28 protein-coding genes are annotated in these 24,009 nt (G+C 43.5%); 22 read left to right on the forward strand and 6 right to left on the reverse strand.

Annotation, left to right across the window (positions count from 1 at the left end; genetic code table 11):
• Positions 1-7: 7 nt before the first annotated feature.
• The 7 genes from LUCIF_RS23695 (at position 8) to LUCIF_RS23720 (ending at position 4,696) form a co-directional block, all read left to right on the forward strand.
• Positions 8-958, forward strand: coding sequence for a sugar-binding transcriptional regulator (locus LUCIF_RS23695; protein ID WP_122630281.1), 951 nt, complete (start codon positions 8-10; stop codon positions 956-958).
• 86 nt (positions 959-1,044) lie between these two features.
• Positions 1,045-1,221, forward strand: a complete 177-nt coding sequence (locus tag LUCIF_RS26315) for a hypothetical protein (protein ID WP_165866144.1) — start codon at positions 1,045-1,047, stop codon at positions 1,219-1,221.
• A 69-nt stretch (positions 1,222-1,290) separates the two neighbouring features.
• Complete coding sequence (srlD, locus tag LUCIF_RS23700) at positions 1,291-2,064, forward strand: sorbitol-6-phosphate dehydrogenase (protein WP_122630282.1); 774 nt, start codon at positions 1,291-1,293, stop codon at positions 2,062-2,064.
• Between the two features lie 36 nt (positions 2,065-2,100).
• Positions 2,101-2,514, forward strand: a complete 414-nt coding sequence (locus tag LUCIF_RS23705; RefSeq protein ID WP_207858386.1) for a transcriptional regulator GutM — start codon at positions 2,101-2,103, stop codon at positions 2,512-2,514.
• Positions 2,515-2,554: 40 nt separating this feature from the next.
• A complete protein-coding gene (srlA, locus tag LUCIF_RS23710; protein WP_122630284.1) occupies positions 2,555-3,121 on the forward strand; it encodes a PTS glucitol/sorbitol transporter subunit IIC in 567 nt (188 codons plus the stop codon).
• Positions 3,122-3,132: 11 nt separating this feature from the next.
• Positions 3,133-4,128 carry a PTS glucitol/sorbitol transporter subunit IIB gene (gene srlE, locus LUCIF_RS23715; RefSeq protein ID WP_122630285.1) on the forward strand — a complete coding sequence of 332 codons (996 nt, stop codon included), beginning with the start codon at positions 3,133-3,135 and terminating at the stop codon, positions 4,126-4,128.
• 205 nt (positions 4,129-4,333) lie between these two features.
• A complete protein-coding gene (locus tag LUCIF_RS23720; protein WP_122630286.1) occupies positions 4,334-4,696 on the forward strand; it encodes a PTS glucitol/sorbitol transporter subunit IIA in 363 nt (120 codons plus the stop codon).
• Positions 4,697-4,706: 10 nt separating this feature from the next.
• Here the strand turns inward: LUCIF_RS23720 and LUCIF_RS23725 are convergent, their stop codons facing one another.
• Together LUCIF_RS23725 and LUCIF_RS23730 are read right to left on the reverse strand one after the other, a co-directional pair.
• The gene (locus LUCIF_RS23725; protein ID WP_122630287.1) at positions 4,707-6,050 is read right to left on the reverse strand and encodes a sensor histidine kinase; all 1,344 of its coding nucleotides are present in this window, start codon (positions 6,048-6,050) and stop codon (positions 4,707-4,709) included.
• Entirely contained in the window at positions 6,047-6,715 is a 669-nt protein-coding gene (locus LUCIF_RS23730) for a response regulator transcription factor (protein ID WP_122630288.1), read from the reverse strand. Before LUCIF_RS23730 ends, LUCIF_RS23725 begins: the two co-directional genes overlap by 4 nt.
• Positions 6,716-6,959: 244 nt before the next feature.
• Between LUCIF_RS23730 and LUCIF_RS23735 the strand changes: the two genes are divergently transcribed.
• Both LUCIF_RS23735 and LUCIF_RS23740 read left to right on the forward strand, forming a co-directional pair.
• Positions 6,960-8,156: a pyridoxal phosphate-dependent aminotransferase gene (locus LUCIF_RS23735; RefSeq protein ID WP_122630289.1), complete on the forward strand. Its 1,197-nt coding sequence runs from the start codon at positions 6,960-6,962 to the stop codon at positions 8,154-8,156.
• 710 nt (positions 8,157-8,866) lie between these two features.
• Positions 8,867-9,754: a lysophospholipid acyltransferase family protein gene (locus LUCIF_RS23740; RefSeq protein WP_122630290.1), complete on the forward strand. Its 888-nt coding sequence runs from the start codon at positions 8,867-8,869 to the stop codon at positions 9,752-9,754.
• A 148-nt stretch (positions 9,755-9,902) separates the two neighbouring features.
• On the opposite strand, the gene LUCIF_RS23745 is transcribed toward LUCIF_RS23740, so the two are convergent.
• A complete protein-coding gene (locus LUCIF_RS23745; protein ID WP_122630291.1) occupies positions 9,903-11,408 on the reverse strand; it encodes a carboxypeptidase M32 in 1,506 nt (501 codons plus the stop codon).
• A gap of 150 nt (positions 11,409-11,558) precedes the next feature.
• Between LUCIF_RS23745 and LUCIF_RS23750 the strand changes: the two genes are divergently transcribed.
• The gene (locus LUCIF_RS23750; RefSeq protein ID WP_122630292.1) at positions 11,559-12,365 is read left to right on the forward strand and encodes a COG4705 family protein; all 807 of its coding nucleotides are present in this window, start codon (positions 11,559-11,561) and stop codon (positions 12,363-12,365) included.
• Positions 12,366-12,388: 23 nt separating this feature from the next.
• A complete protein-coding gene (locus LUCIF_RS23755; RefSeq protein ID WP_122630293.1) occupies positions 12,389-12,679 on the forward strand; it encodes a DUF4405 domain-containing protein in 291 nt (96 codons plus the stop codon).
• Positions 12,680-12,735: 56 nt separating this feature from the next.
• Here the strand turns inward: LUCIF_RS23755 and LUCIF_RS23760 are convergent, their stop codons facing one another.
• The gene (locus LUCIF_RS23760) at positions 12,736-13,188 is read right to left on the reverse strand and encodes a MarR family winged helix-turn-helix transcriptional regulator (RefSeq protein WP_165866146.1); all 453 of its coding nucleotides are present in this window, start codon (positions 13,186-13,188) and stop codon (positions 12,736-12,738) included.
• Between the two features lie 263 nt (positions 13,189-13,451).
• Between LUCIF_RS23760 and LUCIF_RS23765 the strand changes: the two genes are divergently transcribed.
• The 4 genes from LUCIF_RS23765 to LUCIF_RS23780 all read left to right on the forward strand — a co-directional run bounded on the left by LUCIF_RS23765 (position 13,452) and on the right by LUCIF_RS23780 (position 16,886).
• Positions 13,452-13,799, forward strand: coding sequence for a hypothetical protein (locus tag LUCIF_RS23765; RefSeq protein WP_122630295.1), 348 nt, complete (start codon positions 13,452-13,454; stop codon positions 13,797-13,799).
• 245 nt (positions 13,800-14,044) lie between these two features.
• A complete protein-coding gene (locus LUCIF_RS23770) occupies positions 14,045-15,547 on the forward strand; it encodes a UbiD family decarboxylase (protein ID WP_122630296.1) in 1,503 nt (500 codons plus the stop codon).
• Entirely contained in the window at positions 15,548-16,279 is a 732-nt protein-coding gene (locus LUCIF_RS23775; RefSeq protein ID WP_122630297.1) for a DUF554 domain-containing protein, read from the forward strand.
• A 28-nt stretch (positions 16,280-16,307) separates the two neighbouring features.
• Positions 16,308-16,886 carry a UbiX family flavin prenyltransferase gene (locus LUCIF_RS23780; RefSeq protein WP_503100511.1) on the forward strand — a complete coding sequence of 193 codons (579 nt, stop codon included), beginning with the start codon at positions 16,308-16,310 and terminating at the stop codon, positions 16,884-16,886.
• 18 nt (positions 16,887-16,904) lie between these two features.
• On the opposite strand, the gene LUCIF_RS23785 is transcribed toward LUCIF_RS23780, so the two are convergent.
• Positions 16,905-17,789, reverse strand: coding sequence for a LysR family transcriptional regulator (locus LUCIF_RS23785; RefSeq protein WP_122630299.1), 885 nt, complete (start codon positions 17,787-17,789; stop codon positions 16,905-16,907).
• Between the two features lie 311 nt (positions 17,790-18,100).
• On the opposite strand from LUCIF_RS23785, the gene LUCIF_RS23790 reads away from it, so the two are divergent.
• The 3 genes from LUCIF_RS23790 (at position 18,101) to LUCIF_RS23800 (ending at position 19,880) form a co-directional block, all read left to right on the forward strand.
• Positions 18,101-18,694 (forward strand): TetR/AcrR family transcriptional regulator, encoded by a 594-nt coding sequence (locus LUCIF_RS23790; RefSeq protein WP_122630300.1) that lies wholly within the window; start codon positions 18,101-18,103, stop codon positions 18,692-18,694.
• 44 nt (positions 18,695-18,738) lie between these two features.
• On the forward strand, positions 18,739-19,101 hold the full coding sequence (locus tag LUCIF_RS23795) for a DsrE family protein (RefSeq protein WP_122630301.1): 363 nt from the start codon (positions 18,739-18,741) through the stop codon (positions 19,099-19,101).
• A gap of 146 nt (positions 19,102-19,247) precedes the next feature.
• Positions 19,248-19,880: a flavodoxin family protein gene (locus LUCIF_RS23800; RefSeq protein ID WP_122630302.1), complete on the forward strand. Its 633-nt coding sequence runs from the start codon at positions 19,248-19,250 to the stop codon at positions 19,878-19,880.
• A 110-nt stretch (positions 19,881-19,990) separates the two neighbouring features.
• On the opposite strand, the gene LUCIF_RS23805 is transcribed toward LUCIF_RS23800, so the two are convergent.
• The gene (locus LUCIF_RS23805) at positions 19,991-20,275 is read right to left on the reverse strand and encodes a hypothetical protein (protein ID WP_122630303.1); all 285 of its coding nucleotides are present in this window, start codon (positions 20,273-20,275) and stop codon (positions 19,991-19,993) included.
• Between the two features lie 572 nt (positions 20,276-20,847).
• On the opposite strand from LUCIF_RS23805, the gene LUCIF_RS23815 reads away from it, so the two are divergent.
• From LUCIF_RS23815 to LUCIF_RS23830, 4 genes are all read left to right on the forward strand, one after another.
• Positions 20,848-21,645, forward strand: a complete 798-nt coding sequence (locus LUCIF_RS23815) for a TrmB family transcriptional regulator (RefSeq protein WP_122630305.1) — start codon at positions 20,848-20,850, stop codon at positions 21,643-21,645.
• A 14-nt stretch (positions 21,646-21,659) separates the two neighbouring features.
• Positions 21,660-22,478, forward strand: coding sequence for a pyrroline-5-carboxylate reductase family protein (locus tag LUCIF_RS23820; RefSeq protein ID WP_122630306.1), 819 nt, complete (start codon positions 21,660-21,662; stop codon positions 22,476-22,478).
• A 25-nt stretch (positions 22,479-22,503) separates the two neighbouring features.
• A complete protein-coding gene (gene ppnP / locus LUCIF_RS23825) occupies positions 22,504-22,821 on the forward strand; it encodes a pyrimidine/purine nucleoside phosphorylase (RefSeq protein WP_122630307.1) in 318 nt (105 codons plus the stop codon).
• A gap of 228 nt (positions 22,822-23,049) precedes the next feature.
• On the forward strand, positions 23,050-23,865 hold the full coding sequence (locus LUCIF_RS23830; protein ID WP_122630308.1) for an alpha/beta fold hydrolase: 816 nt from the start codon (positions 23,050-23,052) through the stop codon (positions 23,863-23,865).
• The last annotated feature ends 144 nt before the right edge of the window (positions 23,866-24,009 follow it).

The raw sequence follows: 24,009 nt of genomic DNA on the forward strand, positions 1-24,009 counted from the left end.
GTCAAAGATGATAACTACGGATAGACGGATGCTGATAAAAGTTGCGCATATGTATTACATAGAAAATATGAATCAAAATGAAATTGGGAATCGGCTTGGCATTAATCGGACTACTGTCAGCAAATACCTAAAAAAAGCTGTATTATCCGGGGTAGTGCAATTTACCGTTGTGGATGACCTGGGCAGCAGCCTGGAAACAGCCCTGGAAAAGAAGTTTGGCCTTAAAGAAGTATATATCGTGCCGTCAGCTTCAAAGTTAGACGAAGTAAAAAATAACCTGGGGAAGGCCGGAATTAAGCTTTTAAACCGGATTATTAGCGACGGGGATATTGTTGGTTTTGCCTGGGGGTCGACAATCGGGGCATTAGCAAGGTTTGCTTCCCTGGAAAAATGGAATGAGGTAAAGGCCGAGATGATTCCCCTGGTAGGCGGCCCGGAGAATTTAGACAGTGAGTTTCATGTTAACACGATTATATATAAGATTGGGCAGGCCTTTAAAGCGCAAAGCCACTATTTGTATGCGCCGGCTATTACCGGTTCTGCGGTAATAAGAGCGGCCATTATGCAGGATATGAATTGCCGCAAAATTGTCAAAATGTGGGATGAAATTAGTATTGCCGTAGTAGGAATCGGCGTGCCCGTACAGTCCTCAAACCTGGTTTGGACAGGGAGTGTCGGCAGGGAATATATTGAGCAGCTTAATGATGCCGGAGTAGTAGGCGATATTTGTTCCCGATTCTACGATATTCATGGCAACGTTGTCGATACAGAATTAAAAGACCGGACTATCGCCATTGACCTGGAAAAATTAAAAAAAGTCAAATATTCCGTTGGCATTGCAGCTTCGCCCGAGAAGGTGCCGGCCATCTACGGAGCATTAAAGGGTAAATTTATTAATGTACTAATATCTGATGAACAAACGGCTAAACGATTGCTTGACTTTGATAGCAAAGGTTAGGATGGGTTGCCTTTTCGTGTAAGGGCCATGGGCTAAGCACCTGATTTATACTCAAAATTGCCATGGTTTAAGAGGAGAGGTATGCAATGAGTAAAAATGTAAAGAAAACTTTGCAGCCGGGGGATAAAATTTATAACCTTTTTACGTATCAAGAAGTACTGATTAAGGGAAGTAAGGAAAGCTTCCTTATTAAAATAGAAAAAGTTGCTGAAGAGAAATGTGAAGAGAAATTACATTGTCATTATGTAAGAGCCATGGGCTAAGCACGGATTGCGCTTGCCACATGGCTCTTTACAATTATACAAGAATATTAAATTACGGAGGGAATCGTTATGTCTAAAGTTGCATTAGTCGTTGGCGGGGGTAGAAGCTTGGGAAAATTTCTAAGTAAGCATATGGCTAAGGAAGGATATATAGTAGCTGTTACGGATCTGATATATGAAAATGCCCAAAAGGTTGCCAACGAAATTAACGCGAACGGCGGCAAAGGTTTTGCCGTAAAAGTAAATGCATGTTCGGAAGATGAAGTAAAAGCCATGGTCCAAGCTGTAGTAGAGCAATTCAGCCGGATCGATGTATTAATCTATAATGCCGGCGTGGCTAAAAGCAATAAGATTACCGAATTTGAACTGAAGAGCTTTAATTGGATGGTGGATGTCAACCTGAACGGTTATTTCTTATGTGCCCGTGAGGCAGCCAGGGTAATGATTGAAAAAAATATTAAAGGTTCCATCATCGTCATAAATTCCAAATCCGGTAAGGTTGGCAGTAAACATAACAGCGGCTACTCAGCGTCCAAGTTTGGGGCTGTGGGGCTGACGCAAAGTCTGGCCTTGGATCTGGCGGAACACAACATCAGGGTCAATTCCATGATGTTAGGGAATCTCTTAGATTCGGACATGTTTGAAAGCTTAGTGCCTCAATATGCAGTGAAACTGGGAATACCGGAAGCTGCGGTAAAACAGCATTATATTGATAAAGTGCCGTTGAAGCGGGGCTGTACCTTTGAGGATGTGGCTAACGTAGTCACTTTTTATGCTTCCGAGAAAGCCTCTTACTTGACAGGCCAATCGGTAAATATCACCGGCGGACAGGTCATGCACTAAAGGGTAAGTATACTATAGAACGGGAGGGCCGGCATAATGTGGTTTGTTTTCGTGGCGGCAGGGGTCTGGATATTACAAACGTTACTAGGATTGTGGCAAGTAAAGCACTTTAATCAGCGTTTTCGCCTGTTAAGGCAGGACGGCAGGGTGGTAGCCGGAAAGTCAAAAGGGCGGTTCATGGCCGGGGTAGTGGTATTATTTTGCATCGACCCAAATTGCAATATTATCAAGGGCGAAAAGATGGCAGGGATTTCAATTTTCGCCCGTCTTAAGCCCTTTACTATTTTCAATAATCTAAATTTAATGGAAATAACTGGTGGTGATTGGGCGGAAATGGATAAGCAAACGGCTAAAGCAGTAATAAATGCTGTAGAAAACTATAAAGCATTTATTCAAACTACCGGGGAAATGGAGGTAGAGATCTTAAAGACAGAAAATGCACCGGTGTGACGGGGGATTATTACAAAATTTTTAGAAAGAGGGTAGTTGTATGGATTCTTTAATTTTATTGGCAAAAGGCTTTATAGGAATGTTTAATGAAGGCGGCAAAGTTTTTGTCGGTATGCTGACGGGGATCGTGCCAACGTTAATCACCTTGCTGGTAGCGATGAATGCATTAATCCGGTTTGTCGGTCAGGAGAGGATTGAAAAGCTGGCCCATCTGTGTGCAGGCAACCCGATTTCCAGATATCTCATTTTGCCTGTTGTTGGAACTTTCTTTTTCTGTAATCCCATGACCTTGTCTTTAGGTAAATTTATGCCGGAAAAATACAAGCCCAGTTATTATGCTGCCGGATCGTTTTCCTGCCATACCCTAAACGGTTTATTTCCCCACGTAAATCCTGGCGAATTGTTTGTATTCCTTGGTATCGCCGCCGGCATAACTAAGTTAGGCTTGTCGACCGTGGATTTGGCGGTCCGGTATTTTCTGGTGGGTGTTGTTACCAACTTTATTAGAGGCTGGGTAACGGACTATACCACCGCCTATGTGGAAAGACAGCAGGGTATTAAATTAAAGGCCAAGATTATTGCCGTTCAATCGAACATTAGTGCATAGGAGGAGAAAAAATGGCTAATTACCAATCAGTTATTATCCATGCAGGCAAAGGCGGATTTGGCGGACCCTTAGTAATTATTCCCGATGATGTTAAAAACAAGGTCGTAAATATAACCGGCGGTGTGATTTCCCCGATTGCGGTCAGAATTGCCGAATTGAGCGGCTGTACTTTGGTCGACGGCTTTAAAACCAAGGTGCCGGATCCTGAAATTGCTTGTGTTGTCATTGATTGCGGCGGAACCTTGCGCTGCGGCATATATCCGCAAAAGAGAATCCCCACTGTTAATTTAACGCCCGCAGGTCCTAGCGGTCCTTTAGCCGAACATATCAAAGCTGATATTTACGTATCCGATGTAAAAGAAGCTAATGTACAGTTGTATGAAGGGCAAATGGAATCTACTGCGAAAGGGCAAGAAGAAACAAGGGTGAAACCGCGCACTTATGATACGGGCAAAAAAATCAGTGAACAGACGACCGCGGGGTTCATGGCTGCAGTCGGCAAAGCAATGGGTTCAATCACCGGGACCTTTTATCAAGCCGGCCGCGACACGATTAATACCATTATAAAAACGATATTGCCTTTCATGGCCTTTGTATGCATGCTCATCGGCGTTGTTTTAGGCTCCGGCATCGGCGACGCCTTTGCCAAATTATTAACTCCTTTGGCAGGCTCGATTCAAGGCTTGTTGCTCTTATCAGCAATTTGTTCATTTCCCTTTCTGTCACCTTTTTTAGGACCAGGCGCCGTGATTGCTCAAGTAATCGGGGTACTGGTCGGTGTGGAAATCGGCAAGGGCAGCATTCCACCGCAACTAGCCCTGCCGGCGCTTTTTGCCATTAACTCTCAGGCCGCCTGTGACTTCATTCCGGTTGGTTTGGGATTGGCGGAAGCGGAAGCTGAGACAGTAGAAGTCGGAGTTCCTTCAGTACTGTATTCAAGATTTATAACCGGTCCGACAACAGTAGCCATTGCCTGGTTAGCAAGCTTTGGCCTCTATTCTAAATAACGTGAGGCTGCTTGAAAAGATGCGGATACTAGGCGCGGCGAGCATTCGAACGAAGGCGTACTCAGGCGTACGTTGAGTGAGAACGCGCAGCCGCAACAACGTAGACGCGCTTTTTAAGCAGCCTCAACGTAAAAAAGCAATGAAAGGTATAAATCTATACTTTCATTGCTTTTAAAATTAAAGGGTAATCGGGGAGGCAGTTTAGATGCAGGTGATTTATAATACTACCGTGACCAGCATCGGTGAATCGGCCGCAGCCTTTATAGCGGATAAAATGATCATCCTTTTTAAAGAAAATGCCCCGGAAGAATTGGCTGACTATTGCATTTTGCATGGTGAAAATAAGGTTGCCGGTATCATCAGAGAAAATGACATACTGGTTATTGCCGGTCGGGAATATACCATTTCTTATGTCGGTGATGAAGTACAAACGAATTTGCAGCAACTAGGGCATATAACCTTGCGATTTACCGGTGAAAAGGAAGGGTTGGGCGGCAGTTTATATGTCGAAAACAAGGACGTTCCGGCCATTAAAATTGGTGATGTAATCACGATACACAGAAAGTAGACTTTTGCCGTTAGGCGATAGGAAATTCGATTGTAAAGGTTGTGCCCTGTTTTTTGGTGCTGCTGACGGAAATAGCGCCACCCATTGCTTCTACCAGGCTGCGGGTTATTGATAAACCCAAACCGCTGCCGCCGGATGCCCTGGTACGTGATTTATCTGTGCGATAGAAGCGTTCCCAGATAAGGGGCAATTCACTCTCGGACACTCCTTCACCCTGATCAGATACGGAGATTTTTAATTTAGTATTATCGTTAGCCAGGACGATGCTAATACGGGAACCTTGCGGCGAATGGCGAATGGCATTACTTAAAAGATTGTCAAAAACTTGAGTCAGCCGGTCCGGGTCGCCCCATATAAAACAATGATCGGCTTTTAGACTTAATACAAGGGATAGGTTTTTGGTTTTCAGTAAATCGTGAATTTTATCGGCCTGTTGAGAAAGCAGAGCGCGAATATCCACACGGTCCCGGCGTATATTCATACTGCCGGCCTCAAGCTGCTCCAAATCTAATAAATCTCGAATCATCCGTGTCATGCGCAGTATTTCTGAATGTATATTCCGGAGGTGCTTCCGGTAATCTTCCGGAGTTTTGGCGATTCCGTCGATTAAGGCTTCCGTTGTTGCTTGCATACAACTTAATGGCGTTTTGAGCTCATGGGAAGCATTGGCGTAAAATTCCCGCCGCGTTTTTTCGGTGCGGGTTATGGAGTCCGCCATGGCATTGAAATTTCGCCCCAGATCGCCCAGCTCATCATCCCCTGTAGTTGTTGTCCGGCTGTCACGGTTACCGGAGGAAAAACGGGAAGCAGCCGTAGCGATATTCGTTATCGATTTTGTCAGATTACTCGATGAGAGAAATCCTAATAGTATGGCTATAAGGACACCGATCAGGAAGGGAATCAAAAAAAACGTTCTGCCGAAAAGGATTCTAAAATGGCTATCTTGATAAGCATACAAGACGGCAGGCTTGCCTGAGACTTTAGTAGGCACCGCCATAATAAATGAACGGGTAAATGTACTGTCCGTTGTTGGCGGTGCAAGAGAATGATTGGCAGACCAGCCTTCCGGGGGAGTGCCGCCAATCACACTGCCCTCTGTGTCCGTCATCCATAATGTTGCATTGGTTTCCTTACCTAACAACTGCCAGGTTTGCAAATCTAAAATTGGTTTCGTATCTGCCCGCGATGCCAAATAATCTGCGATCTCCGTTACCCGTTTGCGAAGGACAAGGGGGCCATTCCCGTTATATATTACGTAAATTTGTAACACACTAAATGCCAGCGCTAACAGCAGGATCACCAAAAGATGGCTGACCAGAAGTCGGAAAAAGATGGAGCGGCGCCGGATTATCATGAATTCACCTCGAATTTGTAGCCGGAGTCGCGAATCGTGCGCAGATAATTTCTGGTGCTGCCCATCTTCTGGCGGATTCTTTTCACGGTGGTGTCGACAGTGCGCTCATCCCCGTCAAAATCATAGCCCCATATATTGACCAAAAGCTGCTCCCGGGTGAAAATATCCTGGGGATGACGGGCTAAAAAAAGCAGCAAGGCAAATTCTTTTGCCGATAAATCGACCCGTTCTTCATTTACCCGGATGCTTTGTGTTCCGGGATCGATGGACAAAGCAGGGAAATGCAGTATGTCACTCTTAAGCGGCAGTTTGCCATTCCGACGCAGAACCACCTTTACTCGCGCCAGCAATTCTCGCGGACTGAAGGGTTTGGTAATATAGTCATCCGCACCTAAGTTAAAACCGGTAATCTTATCATTTTCGTGATCAAGGGCAGTAAGAAAAATGATTGGCACAGTGCGGGTAATAGCCCGGGCAACTTCCCAGCCCGACATACCGGGCATCATAATGTCAAGAATTAAAAGGTCAGGCTGATGCATCTCTTCTAACTCCAGGGCGCTATGGCCATCTTGGGCCACGAGAACCTGAAATCCTTCCGATTCTAAATACCAGCTTACAATCCTTTGAATCTCTTCTTCGTCATCGGCTAGTAAAATTTTTGCCAAGAGACAATCACTCCATTCCATTAATTTGCATCGAAACCATTGACGTTTCTTTTTTATTCATATAATTAGTTTAAAATAATTCACAGTAAATTGCTATATATTATAATTGGCAGTTGTGGCAAGCAGATGCCAAGAAATTTCTGCCCCAAATTGGCAGGAGTTTTGTTTTTTATGGGAAATAAAGTTTGTTATAAAGACGAAACCGGCCAGTAAACGCTTAGGACAGCAGAAAGAGGAAGTGAAAATGGTTTCAGAAAAAATGTATCAATTAGGCAGTAACCGTTCAGCTATCCGTGAATTGTTTGAGTACGGAAAGATGCGGGCAGAAATTGTCGGTAAGGAAAATGTATATGACTTTAGTCTTGGCAATCCGGCCCTTCCACCACCGCAGGCTGTGGAAGATGCTTTGATTGACCTGTTAAAAAATGAGCCTGCTATTGCCGTTCATGGGTATACGTCCGCCCAGGGGGATGCCGGAGTCAGAGCGGCCATTGCCAATTATTTAAACCAAACCTATCAGACAAATTTTCATAAAGATAATTTCTATATGACCTGTGGCGCGGCTGCATCATTGACCATATGTTTAAGAGCAATTATCGAAAAAGAAGATGATGAAGTCATCGTTATTGCGCCTTTTTTCCCTGAATATCGTCTATTTGCGGAAGCGGCAGGCGGAAAAGTGATAATTGTTCCGCCAGATATGCAGCATTTTCAGATTCATATGGAAAAATTGGCAGAAATGATTACAGCCCGTACCAAGGCAGTAATTATTAATTCTCCAAATAATCCATCCGGAGCGGTCTATTCGGTGGAAACAATCACGGCATTATGTAAGCTGCTTAATAAAAAATCAAAAGAAAATGGCCGTCCGATTGTTTTAATTTCGGATGAACCCTATCGGGAAATTGTCTATGACGGACTCGATGTGCCGTATTTAACAAAGTATTATGCGAATACGGTTGTTTGTTATTCCTTTAGTAAGTCGTTGTCACTGCCGGGAGAACGGATTGGGTATATTCTGGTACCGGATGAAATGGAAGAAAGCGGTAAAGTCTACGCTGCAGTCTGTGGAGCCGGGCGGGTAATGGGATATGTTTGCGCTCCCAGTCTGTTCCAGAAGGTGGTTGGCCGCTGTATCGGACAGACTTCGGATATTGAAACGTATAAGAGAAACAGGGACCTTTTGTATGATGGATTACGGACAATTGGTTATCGGTGTGTAAAGCCGCAAGGAGCATTCTACCTGTTTTTAAAGGCATTGGAACCGGATGCCGCTGCTTTTTGTGAAATGGGGAAAAAATATGATTTGCTTATGGTTCCCGGAGATAGCTTTGGCTGTCCCGGATATGTCCGGTTATCCTATTGTGTCGATGGGGAAATGATCAGAAGGTCTCTCACTGCTTTTCAGAAACTATGGAATGAGTATCTGAAAATGAAATAAAAAATTGGGAACTAAGGGGATATTAAAATTGTAGTCTAATACAACGCTAACAATCTTTTCTTTATAGAACTATCACAAAGCCTCAATCCTTGTAGAATGCAGGGTTGAGGCTTTGAATTTTAAGGGGAGGTATTGTGACCTATATACTTACGGGGAGGAGGCTTTAAACTGGCGAGGGAAGGGGCGGCAGAGGGCTGTGGTAAGCAATGAAGCCAAGGCGAGGCGACTGTGTTAATTATGTTAGGAAGTTGTAACAGAACCGAAAAATTTAAAGAATATAATATAAACAACTAATAAAAGACGAGTTTTTAAGGAGGGCATTGACTTATGAATCAAAAGTTATACCGGATAGGAGTTATGGGGTTAATTATTTTGTTGACTGCTGGATTCTCCATCTGTAATGCACAGTCAGATATAGCTTTGCAACAAACTGATTGAGAATCGTTGGCTGAAGGGAGAAACGCATCATTTTGCTGATGGTGGTGAAATGGAACCACTAAAATAAAACAAAAACAATGTTAAGACGAGAAAACCGTCGCTGTACCTTCGGCTGCCGGTTTTTTTTGAATGCTTAAGGGACTGTTATCCTACATATTTATATTTAGAGTAGAGGAGGAATATGGGATATTATGAAGTATAAGGAAATAAGAGCCTTTATGTTACAGGGAATTTAAAATACAAGATGTTGCAATACATAAGAGGAGGCATGGATGCTTACTAATTTCAGGTATTATTTATTAAAGATTCTGAGTGCCGGTATATGTTTGCTGCCGCATTCTTTGGTTTTTCGTATTGGCCGGAGTTTAGGCTATCTGTTTTATTTGGTGGCTGTACGCCAGCGGAATCGTGGCATTAATCAAGCTATGAATGGCTTGGAAATATCTTATGAAGAAGCAAAAGAGGTTGTTAAACGGGTATGTTATAATTTAGGACAAACGTTCATAGAAATATTGTATATACCAAAACTAACGCGAGAAAATTTTAGCCGGTATATTTCAATTGAGGGATTGGAAAATCTGCAACAAGCTATAGAGTCAGGCCGGGGGGTCGTTTTTCTTACAGCCCATATTGGTAACTGGGAATGGTTAGCCGTTGCCTTATCATTAGCTGGGTTTCCTGTAACTGCGATTGCCCAGCCTCAGCCGAATGACCAATATAACCGTTTTTTGAAAGAGTACCGGGAAATGAAGGGAAATACAATTTTTTATCGTGGTACCAATGAAATAATTAAAGCGGCCAGAGCGTTAAAAAAGGGAAAGGTTTTGGGTTTTCTGGCTGATCAAGACGGTGGCCCCAATGGCTTATTTGTAAATTTTTTAGGAAAAGAAGCTTCAACACCCATTGGGCCGGCTTTTTTTGCTGAAAAATTTGAAGCTGTAGTTGTGCCCGGTTTTATTTTTCATTCTTCCAGGGGAAAACATCACATAGTGATTCAACCGCCGCTTGTTTATGGACAGTGCGATAATCCGGATCAGGATCTTAGCGAAAGCACCTTACAGATGACTAAGGTCATCGAAGATGTAATTCGGCAACATCCTGAAGAATGGCTATGGTTTCAAAAAAGGTGGAATACACCATATACAAATTGTAATTCCTAAAAACAGGTAGATATTACATAATCTGAATTTTAATCGCGTATTTTTAGAACTAAATTCAAAAGGGGAGTCGAGAAATTTTCTCGACTCCCCTTTTGTCACAGTCCTATTGCCGGGAAGGCCTGATTTAGGCCGGAAATAGACGCATAAATTAAAGCCGATATAACTCACCGTATTTTTTCTTTAAGTACCGGATATACGGTACGATAGTCATCGGTTTGCCGGTAACCCGCCTGACAATCTCCATCCCCTGCAACTCCCGGCCATATTGGTAGATATTTTTCGTTAGCCACTGATGCAGCGTTTCAAAGCGGCCTGCCGCAATTTCCCCGGGAATTTCCGGATGGGCCGCCAGGGCCGCTTCGAAAAATTGGGCGCTTAATACGTTGCCAATCGTATAACTCTGAAAATATCCGCCGATTGTTCCGCTATACCAGTGCATATCCTGGAGAACGCCCCTGGAATCGTCCGGAGGCGTTATGCCTAAATCCTGCCGGTATCTTTCATTCCAGGCTTCGGGAAGATCGGCAACAGCCAGTTTTCCTTCCAGCATACTAAGTTCCAGGTCAAAACGGATCATCACATGCAGATTATAAGTCACTTCATCAGCATCGGTCCGAATGAGAGAACGTTGTACCTTATTGATGGCCCGGTAAAATGTGTCCAAGGAAACCTTGCCCAATTGTTCCGGAAAAACCTTCTGCAATTCCGGAAAGAAATGTTCCCAGAATTGGCGGCTTCTGCCTACCAGGTTCTCCCACAGTCTGGATTGGCTTTCATGGATGCCCATTGCCGTTCCTGCCGCCAGGGGAGTCGCCTCCAACTCCGGGTTGATGCCCTGTTCATATAAGGCATGCCCGGTTTCATGAATTGTACTGAAGAGTGCTTCATTCAGTTCGTTTTCCTTAACCCGGGTTGTTATGCGGACATCCTGGATGGAAAAAGAGGTTGTAAAAGGATGCGGACTTTTATCCTCGCGGCCTCTTTCAAAATCGTATCCTAAAGCCTTTGCTACTCCGAGTCCGAACTGTAGTTGCTCCGCCTCTGAAAATTGTTGCTTCAAGCAGGAGTCGTCGGCGGGAGGAAGACTGGTAATACGTTGCACGAGTGGGATCAACTCTTGCCGGAGTTCGTCAAACAAGGGACGGATGACCGAGACTTTTAGTCCTTCATCCATCGCGTCGATTAATGGATCGGCGATGTGCTCGTACCCGGGATAAAAGTTAGCCCGTTGCCGACTATAATCCAGTGTTTTAGCAAGAAACGGCTCCACGATTTTAAAATTATGCTCGCTCCGTGCCTGGGCCCATTTCTCATAGGTATGGGACGCATGTTCTGAAAACTCGGCCGTAAAGCTTGGCGGAATCTTACTTTCCCGCTCATAATCCCGGGTGGCAACCCGGATTAAACTGGCGTCGTCAGAGTCTTGCGGCAATGTATCAGCCAATGGCTGAAGCGCTTCCAACAGCCTGCCGATTTCCGGATCAATCGCCTTCTCATGGGCCAGCCTTTGCATCGTCGCCAATTGCCTGGCCCGCGCCGCTGCGCCCCCTGACGGCATCAGCGTCATCTGATCCCAGGATAAGACGGCACTTGCCGCCGTTAAGTCACTAATCTCCGCCAGCCGTTTCTTTAATTCGTCCAAAGGGTTATTCATCGTAATTCCTCCTTTATCCAATTAAGTCCTATAATTAGCTTACCACTACTTGTAATTTTTAACCAAATTCTAATTTTAGTCTAACCAGGAATTAATCTTTAGGGTCTATGCTGTGAAAAGAAAATGATAAATAATTTTGGAGGAAACAGCATGAATAAAAATCTATCAGCTACAGTAAAACAGACCTTAATCAAGGTGCCGGAAGTTACACTAATATTTTGGATTATCAAAGTGTTAACCACTGGTATGGGAGAGGTATTCGCTGATTTTTCAGCGGATATGCTAACACTTCCACTTGCAACAACGATTGCGGGTTTTGGTCTTGCAGTTGCATTAGGATTGCAGTTTAAAGTACGCCGCTATGTACCATGGATTTACTGGTTGGCTGTTGTCATGGTTAGCATATTTGGTACAATGTTTGCAGACATTTTATCTAGGAGATTAGGAATTCCCCTCATTGTTTCATCGTCAGGTTTTATAATAGCACAAGTTATTATTTTTATTGTATGGTATGGGGTGGAGAAAACGCTATCTTTTCACAACATCCGCACTCCTCGGCGTGAATTTTTTTATTGGTTAACTGTAATAGATACATTTGCACTTGGTACGGCATTGGGGGATTTTACTGCATTTGTACTGCATTGGGGATTCCTTTTATCCGGAATCATATTTGCTATCTTAATTGCTATTCCGGCTATAGGATATCGATGGTTTAAAATGAACGCGATTTTTTCCTTCTGGTTCGCCTATATAATAACGCGCCCGCTAGGTGCTTCCTTTACCGACTGGCTTTCAATGCCTGCTAAAATTGGAGGCCTTGCTATAGACCGCGGCCTTGTAAGTTTTATATTAATAGTTATTATCTTTGCTTTTGTTGCCTATCTGACAGTCAAAGAAAAAAATGCTAATCATAATAAACAGGAATCATATGATGGAGTATTGCAGGCAAATAAATAGAGGTTTAAAACAGGGTGATTATTATGAGAAAAATTACATCGATTATATTGGCAATCGCATTCATTATTGTATCTGTATCAGGTGTACAGATGGTTGTTGCCCACAAGGCCAAACCGCAAATAGTTCAGCAGCAAATGATAGATAACAATGGTGATAAATATACAATGGCCAGGAAAGAAAAGCCGTTTTATCCGGAAAAAGCGCATGGATGGGCTGGATTTCTCTTTATTGGAGCCGGATTGGTGCATCTGGGCATCAATAGAAAACTAATGCTATCCTATTTCAAGTTTCGGCGAAATAGGACGAATGGCTAAATTCTATTTAGAATCACTTTTCGCAGTCTGCTGTTTATAGCTGGCATAAGAGAAATCTATTTAGTATTATTTGGTTCAATTTGATTTGTCTGTCTAAGAATGCTGGCTCCAATTCTTTCAATCAAATTTAAAAGGATTTCCCTTTCTTCGCGGTCAAGATTATCTAACATTATTTTATTCCATGAATCTAAAACCTCAAACAAAATATTTTTAATAGATTCCGCCTTACCGGTAGTATATAAATTATAAGCCCGTTTATCGTCTTCACTTATCTTTCTAATAACATAATCTTCGTTTACTAGCTTTGCAACAGCTCTAGCCGTTGTAGTCTTATCGATTTTTACGATATTTGCCAGTTGCTCCTGACTGATGCCGTTATTTTCAAATAAAGTAACCAGAAAAATATATTGACCGCTACCTAAATTGTATTTTTTTAATTCTGAATTAAAAAATATTTGACTATATCTATAAATCAAAGAAATATGCTTTCCTAATCTTTCTTTTGGCAAAATAACTACCTCCATACTAATTTGTTAACTTTGAAAACAGTCTAAATGATTCTTTGTGGCTTAAAATTCTAAGACTATCATAGGTTATCCAAGAAGTTTCATTTGAAACTATATTGGAAATTATATAGAAAATTCTCAATATAGTAAAGAAAAAATCATTTTTAAAATGGTTGTATTTGCAACTAACATGCAATATGATATAGGTGTGCGCGCACTTAAATGATCATGGTCATTATCAATTCTGTTGGAAAGGAGGATGTAAAATGAAAAAAACGGTAATCTCTTTGTTGGTATGTCTTGCTCTCATCACTTTGATGGGAGAGGTTTTTGCCGACAGTCCCAATGTGGAAACTACTTCAAATTATTCTTGGAATGTGACAGCGGCTCAAAGAGCTGGCGATTACTATAAATTTGAGGCGCCGGTCCCAAGCTTCAGACAAGACACTGGCTGTTCCGATGTGACTGCAGCAGAAAAAAACGGTGACTATTTCAAATTTGAAGCAGCTTTCGATAATGGTAACGTTCAAGAAACCAAGATTGCCAATGACTTTTGGTCTATAACAGCGGCTGAAAGAAATGGTGATTATGCTAAGTTTGTTGCCAACAATTAACTTACTGCACAAAAATTTAACGCAGCCTTGAATGAACCAAAAAATAAAATGCAGCCGCCCATCTCGGGTCTGGCTGCATTTTATTTTTATCAGGTCAGAGGCTTGTTGCCTCCATGAAACGGTTCCGCTCCTATCAGGACCAGGTAGATACGTATTCTTATTAGGAATCGAATGATTCTGATTCTGAATTGTTCTGACAATTATCCAATTGTTATAATGGGACCGTAATGAAAAGGAGGTATAGTATGCAATCCCCAAAAGATGTGCAAGTGGCCGATTTACGTTCTGCGCTTGAATTGTTGAGAAATAATCCCGGACAGTACATTGAAACCAATGAATTAGTGGACCCCCAGGCTGAACTGTCAGGAGTCTACCGTTACGTCGGTGCCGGCGGAACCGTACAACGGCCGACTCAGATTGGACCGGCAATGATGTTTAACCGGGTAAAAGGTCATCCTGACGCCAAAGTGGTAATCGGCGTTCTGGCCAGTCGGGAGCGGGTTGCCCTTATGTTGGGCACGCAGCCAAAACGGCTTGGCTTTTTGCTGCAGGAAGCGGTGGCGAAAGCAATCCCGCCGGTCGTCATTCCGCAGCAGGAGGCGGTCTGCCAAGAGATTAAGCGTTTTGCCACCGATGCGGATTTTGATCTTCGCAAGCTGGTCCCGGCGCCGACCAATACGCCGGAAGACGCCGGCCCATACATCACATTCGGCCTGTGTTACGCTTCGGATCCGGAAACGCACGAATCGGATGTAACGATTCATCGTTTGTGTGTGCAAGGCAAAGATACGTTGTCGATGTGGATTACGCCAGGCGCACGCCATATTGGCGCCTTCTTTGATAAGGCGGAAAAGAAAGGGCAGCCGCTGCCCATTTCCATCAGTATTGGTGTAGATCCTGCTATTGCAGTCGGTGCTGGTTTTGAGGCGCCGACAACACCGCAGGGATTTAATGAACTGAGCATTGCAGGCGCGATTCGCAGTAAACCGGTTGAGCTTGTTTCTTGTCTGACGATCGACGAAAAAGCAATTGCTAATGCGGAATATATCATCGAAGGCGAGTTATTGCCCAACACGAGAATGCGTGAAGATGAAAACACAAATAGCGGCAAGGCTATGCCCGAATTTCCAGGGTACACAGGACCGGCCGCACCGGCAATTCATGTAATAAAGGTAAAGGCGGTGACGCATCGCCGGAATCCAATCCTGCAGACCTGTATCGGCCCCAGTGAAGAGCATGTCAGTATGGCGGGAATTCCGACGGAGGCCAGCATTCTCGGCATGGTGGAACGAGCAATGCCCGGGCGGTTACTGAATGTCTACGCTCATGCTGCCGGTGGCGGCAAATACATGGCGGTGCTGCAGTTTAAAAAAAGCGTACCCAGTGATGAAGGACGGCAACGGCAAGCGGCATTGCTGGCATTCTCGGCTTTTTCCGAGTTGAAACACGTAATTTTGGTTGATGAAGATGTCGATCCATTTGATAGCAATGACGTATTATGGGCGCTTAACACACGTTATCAAGGCGACATTGACACGGTTTTCATTCCGGGGATCCGTTGTCATCCCCTGGATCCGTCGCAAACACCGGAATACAACCCGGCGCTGCGTGACCGGGGTTTGTCGTGCAAAGTAATCTTTGACTGCACGGTTCCGTATCATCTAAAAGAAAAATTCCAGCGGGCAAAGTTTATGGAGGTTGATCCTGCCCGGTTTGCTCCAACATTGTTTCCAAAGGTGGTTGAATAAATGGTAAAATTACCGGTCGGTGTTATTGTTAATAGTACATCTGTCTTACTTGGCGGTTTTCTGGGCGCCTTTCTGGGCGACTCAGTTCCGGAAAGATTGCGGACGGCACTGCCGTTGACTTTCGGCATAGCATCAATGGCAATGGGCGTCGCGATGATTGTGAAAATGCATATGCTGCCGCCTGTGATTTTGGCCTTGATTGTCGGCAGTGCCATCGGAGAACTGATTCGGCTGGAAAAGGGAATCGAAATTTGTGCTCATGCCGTGCAAAAGCCGCTGAAAAGGATTTTTAAAAGTGGCGGCAATATTCAAAACCAACAGGAATTCATGGAGAAGTTTGTCGGCATTTTGGTTTTGTTTTGCGCTAGCGGAACCGGTATTTTCGGAGCTTTAAACGAAGGTATGACCGGTAATTCTTCAATCTTGCTGACCAAGTCCTTTCTTGACTTTTTTACCGGGGGGATTTTTGCTACGGCACTTGGCTATATGGTCATGACAATCTGTGTGCCGCAATTTATCGTGCTGCTTGCCCTGTATTTTAGCGCATCCCTGATTTTACCGATGACGGATGCAAAAATGATCGCCGATTTTACGGCGGTTGGCGGAATTTTGATGCTGGCAACGGGCTTTCGCATCAGCGGGGTAAAATCCTTCCCGATCGCCAACATGATCCCGGCTTTGTTTGTGGCGATGCCGATTTCGTATCTGTGGGCCACTTTCATTGCCCGGTAAAACAAAGTAGAGGAAGGAGGGGGTCTACCTGCACGGAGAAAAGAACTCTGTTAAACGGCTGGTCATTGGCATGAGCGGGGCGAGCGGGATTCCCATAGCGGTTGCCTTGCTGCAGGAAATGCAAAAAAGACCGGATTGGGAAACTCATCTGGTCATCACAAAGGGCGCGCAACAAACGATTGAGCAGGAAACACCGCTTTCTGTAACGGAAATAGAGGCGCTGGCTACGAAGTGCTATGCGCTGGATGACATAGGTGCCGGCATAGCCAGCGGAACGTTCTGGACAGAGGGAATGGTCGTCGTACCCTGCAGCATGAAAACGGTCTCCGGCATCGCGAACGGTTTTTCGCAGAACCTGCTGTTGCGGGCCGCCGATGTTACCCTCAAGGAGGGACGCAACCTAGTTCTGGTGGCGCGGGAATCGCCACTCAGCCCGATCCATCTTGCCAATCTGCTCACTTTGGCGCGGCTGGGGGTCAGGATCTTGCCGCCCATGCTGACTTATTACAACAAGCCGGCCAGCATTGACGACATGACCCGGCACGTTGTGGGGAAAATTACCGATGTATTTCAAATTGAAACGGCGGGGTTTCAGCGATGGACCTAACACAGCGCGTATTTCAGATTACTTCTTAAACCACTTTATAAGAAAATTGCGGAACAAATTCGCGCTGGGTGAAAGTTTTTTCCCATGCGGGAAGACGAGCGCAAGCGTGCTGGTTGCAGGCTCCTCCAATTCCAGCCAGACGATGTCGGGATGCTGGAAAAAACTGATTACCTTTTTCATTAGCAGGGATACACCGATGTTTTCCGCGACAAAGCCGATGATAGATTCGATGCGCGTGTGCTGATACCGGATTGTAGGCGAAAATCCTGCTTTGGCGCAAGCGGATAAACATAGGTCGTATAGCCCCGGCCCTGAATCCAGCAGGATAAAGGATTCTTCTGCCGCTTCCCTGAGAGGAAGCGGCTTTTTGTGGGCTAAGGGATGATTGGTATTTGTGACGAATACCAATTCGTCATCGGCAAGGGGTATTACTTTATACGCGTTGCTGGGTAAGGTTACTGTCCGCACAACAGCCAGGTCAAGCAGTTCTTCGTCAAGCATTTTTACGATATGGTCGCCTTTTTCTTCGAAAGTCTGAATCGTGATGTCCGGGTATTGTTTGGCGAAAGCGGCAATGGCACGATGAATATCATACTGACTCATAATCGGGATCGAACCCAGGGTCAGATGTCCTTCGTCGGGCTGCCGGTATTGCTGCATTTTACGCATCATCACGCCGTGCTTGGCGACGAGCTCTTCGGCAAAGCTGAAAAACTCGTGGCCTGCAGAATTCAGGCGCAATGTGCGCTCGTTTCTGTCAAAAAGTTTCAAACCAACTTCTTCTTCTAATTGGACAATATGTTTCGATAAGGAGGATTGCGAAATATAAAGATGCTCTGCTGCCAGTGTCATATTGCGGTAGCGGGAGACTGCCAAAAAATACCTTAATTGTTCGATGTCCATGCAATAATGAGCTCCTTTCCAGTATTTCGAAAAAAATCGGCAAGCCGTTTTGGATGAGCATTTAACTAAAGGTTCGTTATGTTAGGCAGTATTCCTGTAGTTAGTACCGGCAAGGAAGTATTCCAGTTTGGAATACTTCCTTGCCAATTTTGAATTGCTTCTTGCTGCCTTATTTCTAGATTTAGTTAATCCGATATTTGAAATAAGATGTGCAAATAAACGTTAGGGGAACCCAGGCAGCACTTGACAGTAAAGGAATAATGCAATACAATAATTTTGTACCAACCGGTAGGTACAGAGAGGGGATTCAATTGACAGATAAACGTCGGGAGATCGTAGCAGCAGCGGCAGCCTTAATGCATTCGAAGGGTTATGAAAATACTAAACTGGCCGATATATTAGAGGCTGCTCAGATTGGCAAGGGCCAATTTTACCACTATTTTAGCTCCAAACATGAACTCGGATTGGCTGTTCTTAATTATCGTTTCGAGAGCTGGAATCAGCGGCTCATGGAAAACATCCTGAGTTCAGGGAAAGACCCCGAAACCAAGATTAATGAGATGCTTGACTGGGTAATTGAACAACAGCGGCTCAACCAGGCCAAATGTGGCTGCGTATTTGGTAATCTTGCGGTTGAAATGAGTGAGCATGACGAAGCTTTTCGCCGGAAGTTGGAGACAGTCTTTGAAATTTGGGTGAGCAAACTTAAGCCGGTGCTCAGCGAGATGATATTGCCGGTTCAGGCAGACCCGGAAGAGATAAACAAAATGGCTCAAGGCATTGTAGCAATGATCGAAGGCGGCATTTTATTGATGAAAAGCAAGCAGGATTTAAATGTTCTGGTCAATATTACCGCTCAGATAAAGTTTTTGATCAGGAGTTTTGTACAAAATCAGCGGCATTGAATGGGTTGGCGGTTTATATTTCGGTATAACAAGGAGGAGTAATCATGAATCAAGAAGTTCAACCGGGGGATTCTAACGAGCTGTATGTACTTTGGACCACCGGGGACCGCGAGACTGCCTTAAGCATGGTCTTTATGTACACACTTAACGCCAAACTAAAAGGTTGGTGGGAGGACGTCACCCTGATTATCTGGGGGGCCTCTACGAAACTTTTGGCACGGGATGAGGAACTGCAGGGGCGTATCCGGCAAATGATAGACGCAGGAGTTGATGTGGTAGCCTGCGTGGCATGTGCCAATATGTTTGGGGCAACGAAGATTCTGGAGGACCTTGGTATCGAAGTAAAGGGGATGGGACATCCGTTGACACAGTTGTTGAAAGCAGGAAAGACCGTTCTTTCTGTCTAGTATACCTAGTGGCGGCCGAATTTTATCGGACTTTGTGAAGCATAGTTTCCTATCAATTATAGCTTTTTCCAGAAAAATCTTTTTATTAAGTCATTGTACCGACTGGTAGGTACAAGAAGAAAGTACGCAAAAGGGAGCTGGAAAATATGATTTTAGGTATTAGCGCGAGCGGTAGGGCTAATGGAGTAACGAGTGAAGCAGTGAAAGCGGTTTTAATGGCTACCGGATTGGAATACGACTATGTTTCTCTTGCTGGAAAACGAATCAACGGATGTATTGGCTGTACACTTTGCGCGTCGGATAATCGGTGCAAACTGCAAGACGACTGGAACGAAATAGGGGAGAAAATGCTCAATGCCGATGCGATTGTTTTTGGGGCGCCAAACTATTTTAACAAAATGAATGCCATGGGGCATGTCTGTTGGGAAAGAACCTTTTCTTTTCGTCACAAGGAAGTCTTTAGTCTGGCCGGCAAACTGGGACTGATCGTAAGTGCCGGGTATGAAGGGGAAGATTTTGTAAAACCGCAAATCGAAGATTTCATGCTGCGAAACAAAATGGCTGTTGTTGAATCGGTACGGGTCGAAGGATATAGTCAGTGCTATACTTGTGGCTATGGTCATGATTGTGGTGTTGGCCGCGTCGTCAGAGTCCATGGTTTTCTCGACAACATCGAAGATAAGGATTTCCCGCCACACTTTATGGCTCAAGAACAAGCGCAACAGCAAGCTTACAGGGCAGGGAAAATTCTGGGATCTATGTTGCGAAACCGTAGTTGAGCAGTATTTGTTGTATGTTATAAAGCAAATCTTGGAAAATGTGAGGGGTGCCTCTTTTGAGACACCCCCGAGAATAATAATGCTATGAAGTACTCTGGCAATAGAATTGTTTATAAGAGCTTAATAATAGGTATCTGCTCAACTTCTAATTCCTCTGCAGTTTCTAATTCCTGTTCTTCTACCGTCTCTAGCTCCTGAACAGTCTCCATTTCAGGCATTTCCGATAAGCAGCCTAGAAAAAGCCTGAACATTCTACGCTCATTTTGCTGTCTTAATCTAAATAAACCATTTAAAAGCAGTATGATAGCGCAGACTAATATAGCAATTGCAGCAATTACTCCATTTAAAGCTTCGTTAAACTCGTCTGAACTGGCGCTTACATCGCTGCTAGACACAGGTTGCCTATGATTATTGGAATTCGTAAAAAGCCCTCCTTTTGAATATTTATTTGTTACATTTTATGTAATCTATAAGGATGTGGTGACTGTTCACCACTGCTTTGCCCAAGCTCCTATAGTAATTAAAGAAAAAATTTATGGCGAAAACGCCCATAACTTACATCTTAGTAGGTTATGGGCATTGTTATTGCCGGGTTCCAGCTACCGGTTACTATTCAAACATAATCCTTCCATGTACCGCAATTTTTGGGGGGGTATGTAATAGTAACCGGCATTTGCTATTTAACATAAGATATATAGGGTTATTATTTTCGAAGGAGGAATTCCTATGGACTCTGACTCTGGCCGCGATAACAGCGGGGACTGGTGGGTTATTATGATAATCATTTTATTGCTGTTCTTCGACGACGATGATTGTTCCTAGAGTTCCTCAAATGGGCTATTAGGTAAGTGAACCCCGTTACCGCGGCTTTTTTTTGGAGCAAAAAATAAATTTATATACCATACCCTGGTAGTTATTGCCATAGTGTAATTTTAGAATTAAGATAGGATAACAAGGAGGTGACGAAGTGAATGATATTATTTTGAAGTTAGAACAACTGGGCTTTTCTTCTTATGAAGCAAAAGCATATTATGCCTTAATCCGAAAATATCCTATTAATGGCTATGAAATTAGTAAAATAGGCAAAATTCCATCTGCGAAAATTTATGATACGATAAACCGGCTTAGGATCAAGGGCGCTATCGTGGAGAGTACGACGGAAAGTGGTAAGTATTATCCAGTTCCGGCGGATACCCTTTTAGCCAAATTGAAGCAGGAATTTACCTTAATGATACAAGATTTAGAAGGACAATTGAAAAAAACAGAACCATTACCAGATATTGATGTAACACATAATTTCTCGGGATATGAAACATTTGCCGAAAAAACAATCGGTCTTATTCAGAATGCAAGCGTATCTCTTTTACTATCCGTTTGGCCGGAAGAGGAAATTCTGGTAAGTGATGCGATAGCACAGGCGAAAAAGCGTGGGGTTACAGTTGTTGCGGGGATATTTGGAAATTCATCAATAGAAAGTAATTACTATATTAATCTGGATAGCTGTGGAGTATCGTCACAGGCGAGACTGGGAAACCGGCTAAATATAATAATTGGAGACTCCAAAGAAGTAGTGATTTGTGAGATGGGGGAAAACGGGAAAGCGGAAGGCGTCTGGACAACAACCCCCAGTATTATTCTTGTTGCTAAGGAATATATAAAACATGATATATGGGGAAATGTTTTAATTGATATTATCGGTAAAGAAAGATTCAACAGTTTGTGTGAGAACAATGAAATGCTGTCCTATCTTATTCGGACCCGTTAGGAGGCCGTGAAGGCATGAAAAGGAACGTTAAAATAGGAATAGCCGGATTTGGACATCTGGGACAAGCTATTTCGAGGTCTTTGATTAACCACGGATTCGTTAAAGAAGATATTTATATTTCGTATAAAGGCAACCCAGCCACCTTTGAGAAAATAGAAAAATTGGGACTTACTGTATGCCTTTCAGAAAATGAAAAAATCTTTAGTGAAACGGATATTGTTTTTCTGGCGGTAAAACCTCAGGATGTTGAAAGTTTTCAAGCAATGGAATTGATGAAGAATACGCTTGTTGTTTCCTGTTTAGCCGGATTGTCTACTGAAATATTAAAAAAAATATTTAATACCCAAATTTTTCGAATGATGGTAAGCGGGCCGGATACGATCGTTGCCGAAAAAGGAATTGCAACCGTATATCCTTATAATGAATTAGTAAGTTATATTTTTCAAAAAATAAAGCTTCAATTTTTTGAAATCTCAAATGAAAGTGAGATAGATATTTTTACGGCTGGCGTATGTTTACCTGCGGCATTGTTGCTGGAAGATAATGAATTTGCAATTAAAGAGGCAATCAATGAAATAGGAAAAGACTACCCTGCGTTTTTAGATATTTACGAATGGGCAAAAGGAGTTTTACCACTTTTTAATGCAGAAAGTGAAAAAACAGAATATATTTCAAAAATGATAACAAAAGGAGGAGTTACGGAAGCAATAATAAATAGTTTAAAATCAGGCGAATCATTCTTAACCGCTTTAAGGAACGGAATCGGCCGAAGCCGGGATATCTCGCAGAAAATTAACCCAATACTTGAATCTAACGTAAAAACATTCCGATAATTGAAGTTCGGAAAGAAGGTTTAAAATGGATAAGTTTGCAAATGTTTCCGTATTAAAAAAAGCGAACGTTTATTTTAATGGTAAAGTGACAAGCCGTACTATTTTATTTGCCGGCGGAGAAAAAAAGACGCTGGGAATCATTTTGCCGGGGCAATATGAATTTGCAACATCGGATAAGGAACATATGGAACTTTTGGCTGGTAAATTGGAAGTTTTGCTGCCTGATAGTGAAGAATGGCTTACCGTTGAGACGGGGCAAACTTTTGAGATTCCAGCACACTCCAATTTTAAAATTGTTGCCAAAGAAGTATCGGATTATTGTTGTTCTTATTTAAAAGAGTAAGATTTATGCATAACAACACAACAAAGTTCTTCAGGGTTGCCTGAAGAGCTTTGTTGTGTTGGGGACTAGGTGCCTCCAATTCATAATAGCCCCATTAAAAGTACGACCATACTGAGATTGGCGAACCGGCTGGTTCTTTCCTGTTCTAGCTTGTTCTTAGTTGGGCACCATTATCGACCCAAAGCATAATATATTATGTAGAATGTAATGAAGGGGGGAGAATTCCGGGTGGGATTTTATATCAAAGTTGAGCCGGACGTAAAAATTTACGTTGAGGACCTTAACCCGGACGGCTGTAAGACAATCTTGTTCATCCATGGCTGGCCCGCAAACCATAAGATGTTTGAATATCAGTTTAATAAGCTTCCTAAGATGGGATATCGGTGTATTGGAATTGACTGCAGAGGGTTTGGTAATTCAGATAAGCCTTGGAATGGATACGACTACGATACAATGTCAGACGACATTCGCTGTGTAATCGAGTCGCTTAATTTAGACGATATTACTCTTGGCGGTCATTCAACAGGGGGAGCCATCGCAGTCCGGTACATGGCCCGCCATAACGGTTATGGAGTATCCAAGCTTGCACTGTTTGCCGCTGCGGCTCCAAGTCTTATACAACGTCCCTGTTTCCCATATGGATTAAAGAGAGAAGACGTAGTAAAAATTATACAAGACACCGAAACAGACAGACCTAAGATGTTAAAGGGATTTGGCGACATGTTCTTTTTTCAGCACGTAACCGAACCTTTATCAGACTGGTTTTTTCAAATGGGGCTGCAAGCTGCGGGGTGGTCCACTGCGGCAGTTGCAGTTACCTGGTTAGATGAAGAACGCCTATTTTCCGATCTTGGCGAAATCGGCGTTCCCACATTAATTCTTCATGGCATCCACGACAAAGTATGTTTGTTTCCATTGGCCGAAGCGCAACATGAGGGAATTTGCAATTCCCGGCTTGTTCCATTCAAGTATAGTGGTCATGGATTATTCTATGACGAACGGGAAAAGTTCAACAAAGAATTGGTGGACTTTATTGAGGAATAAGTGTAAGTGAGTGTACAGTCTGTCCCGTTTCTGAGCGGCCTAAACCATTTCTTGGCGGCAGCAAGTGTTGCCAGGTAAATGGTTTTGCGAAGGCACTTCAGAAGGATAGGCTGTTTTTGTTTTTGGTACAACCTGCGAGACGGG

Source organism: Allolucifera butyrica, assembly GCF_900476375.1.
Taxonomy (GTDB): Bacteria; Bacillota; Negativicutes; order Sporomusales; family UPPP01; genus Lucifera; species Lucifera butyrica.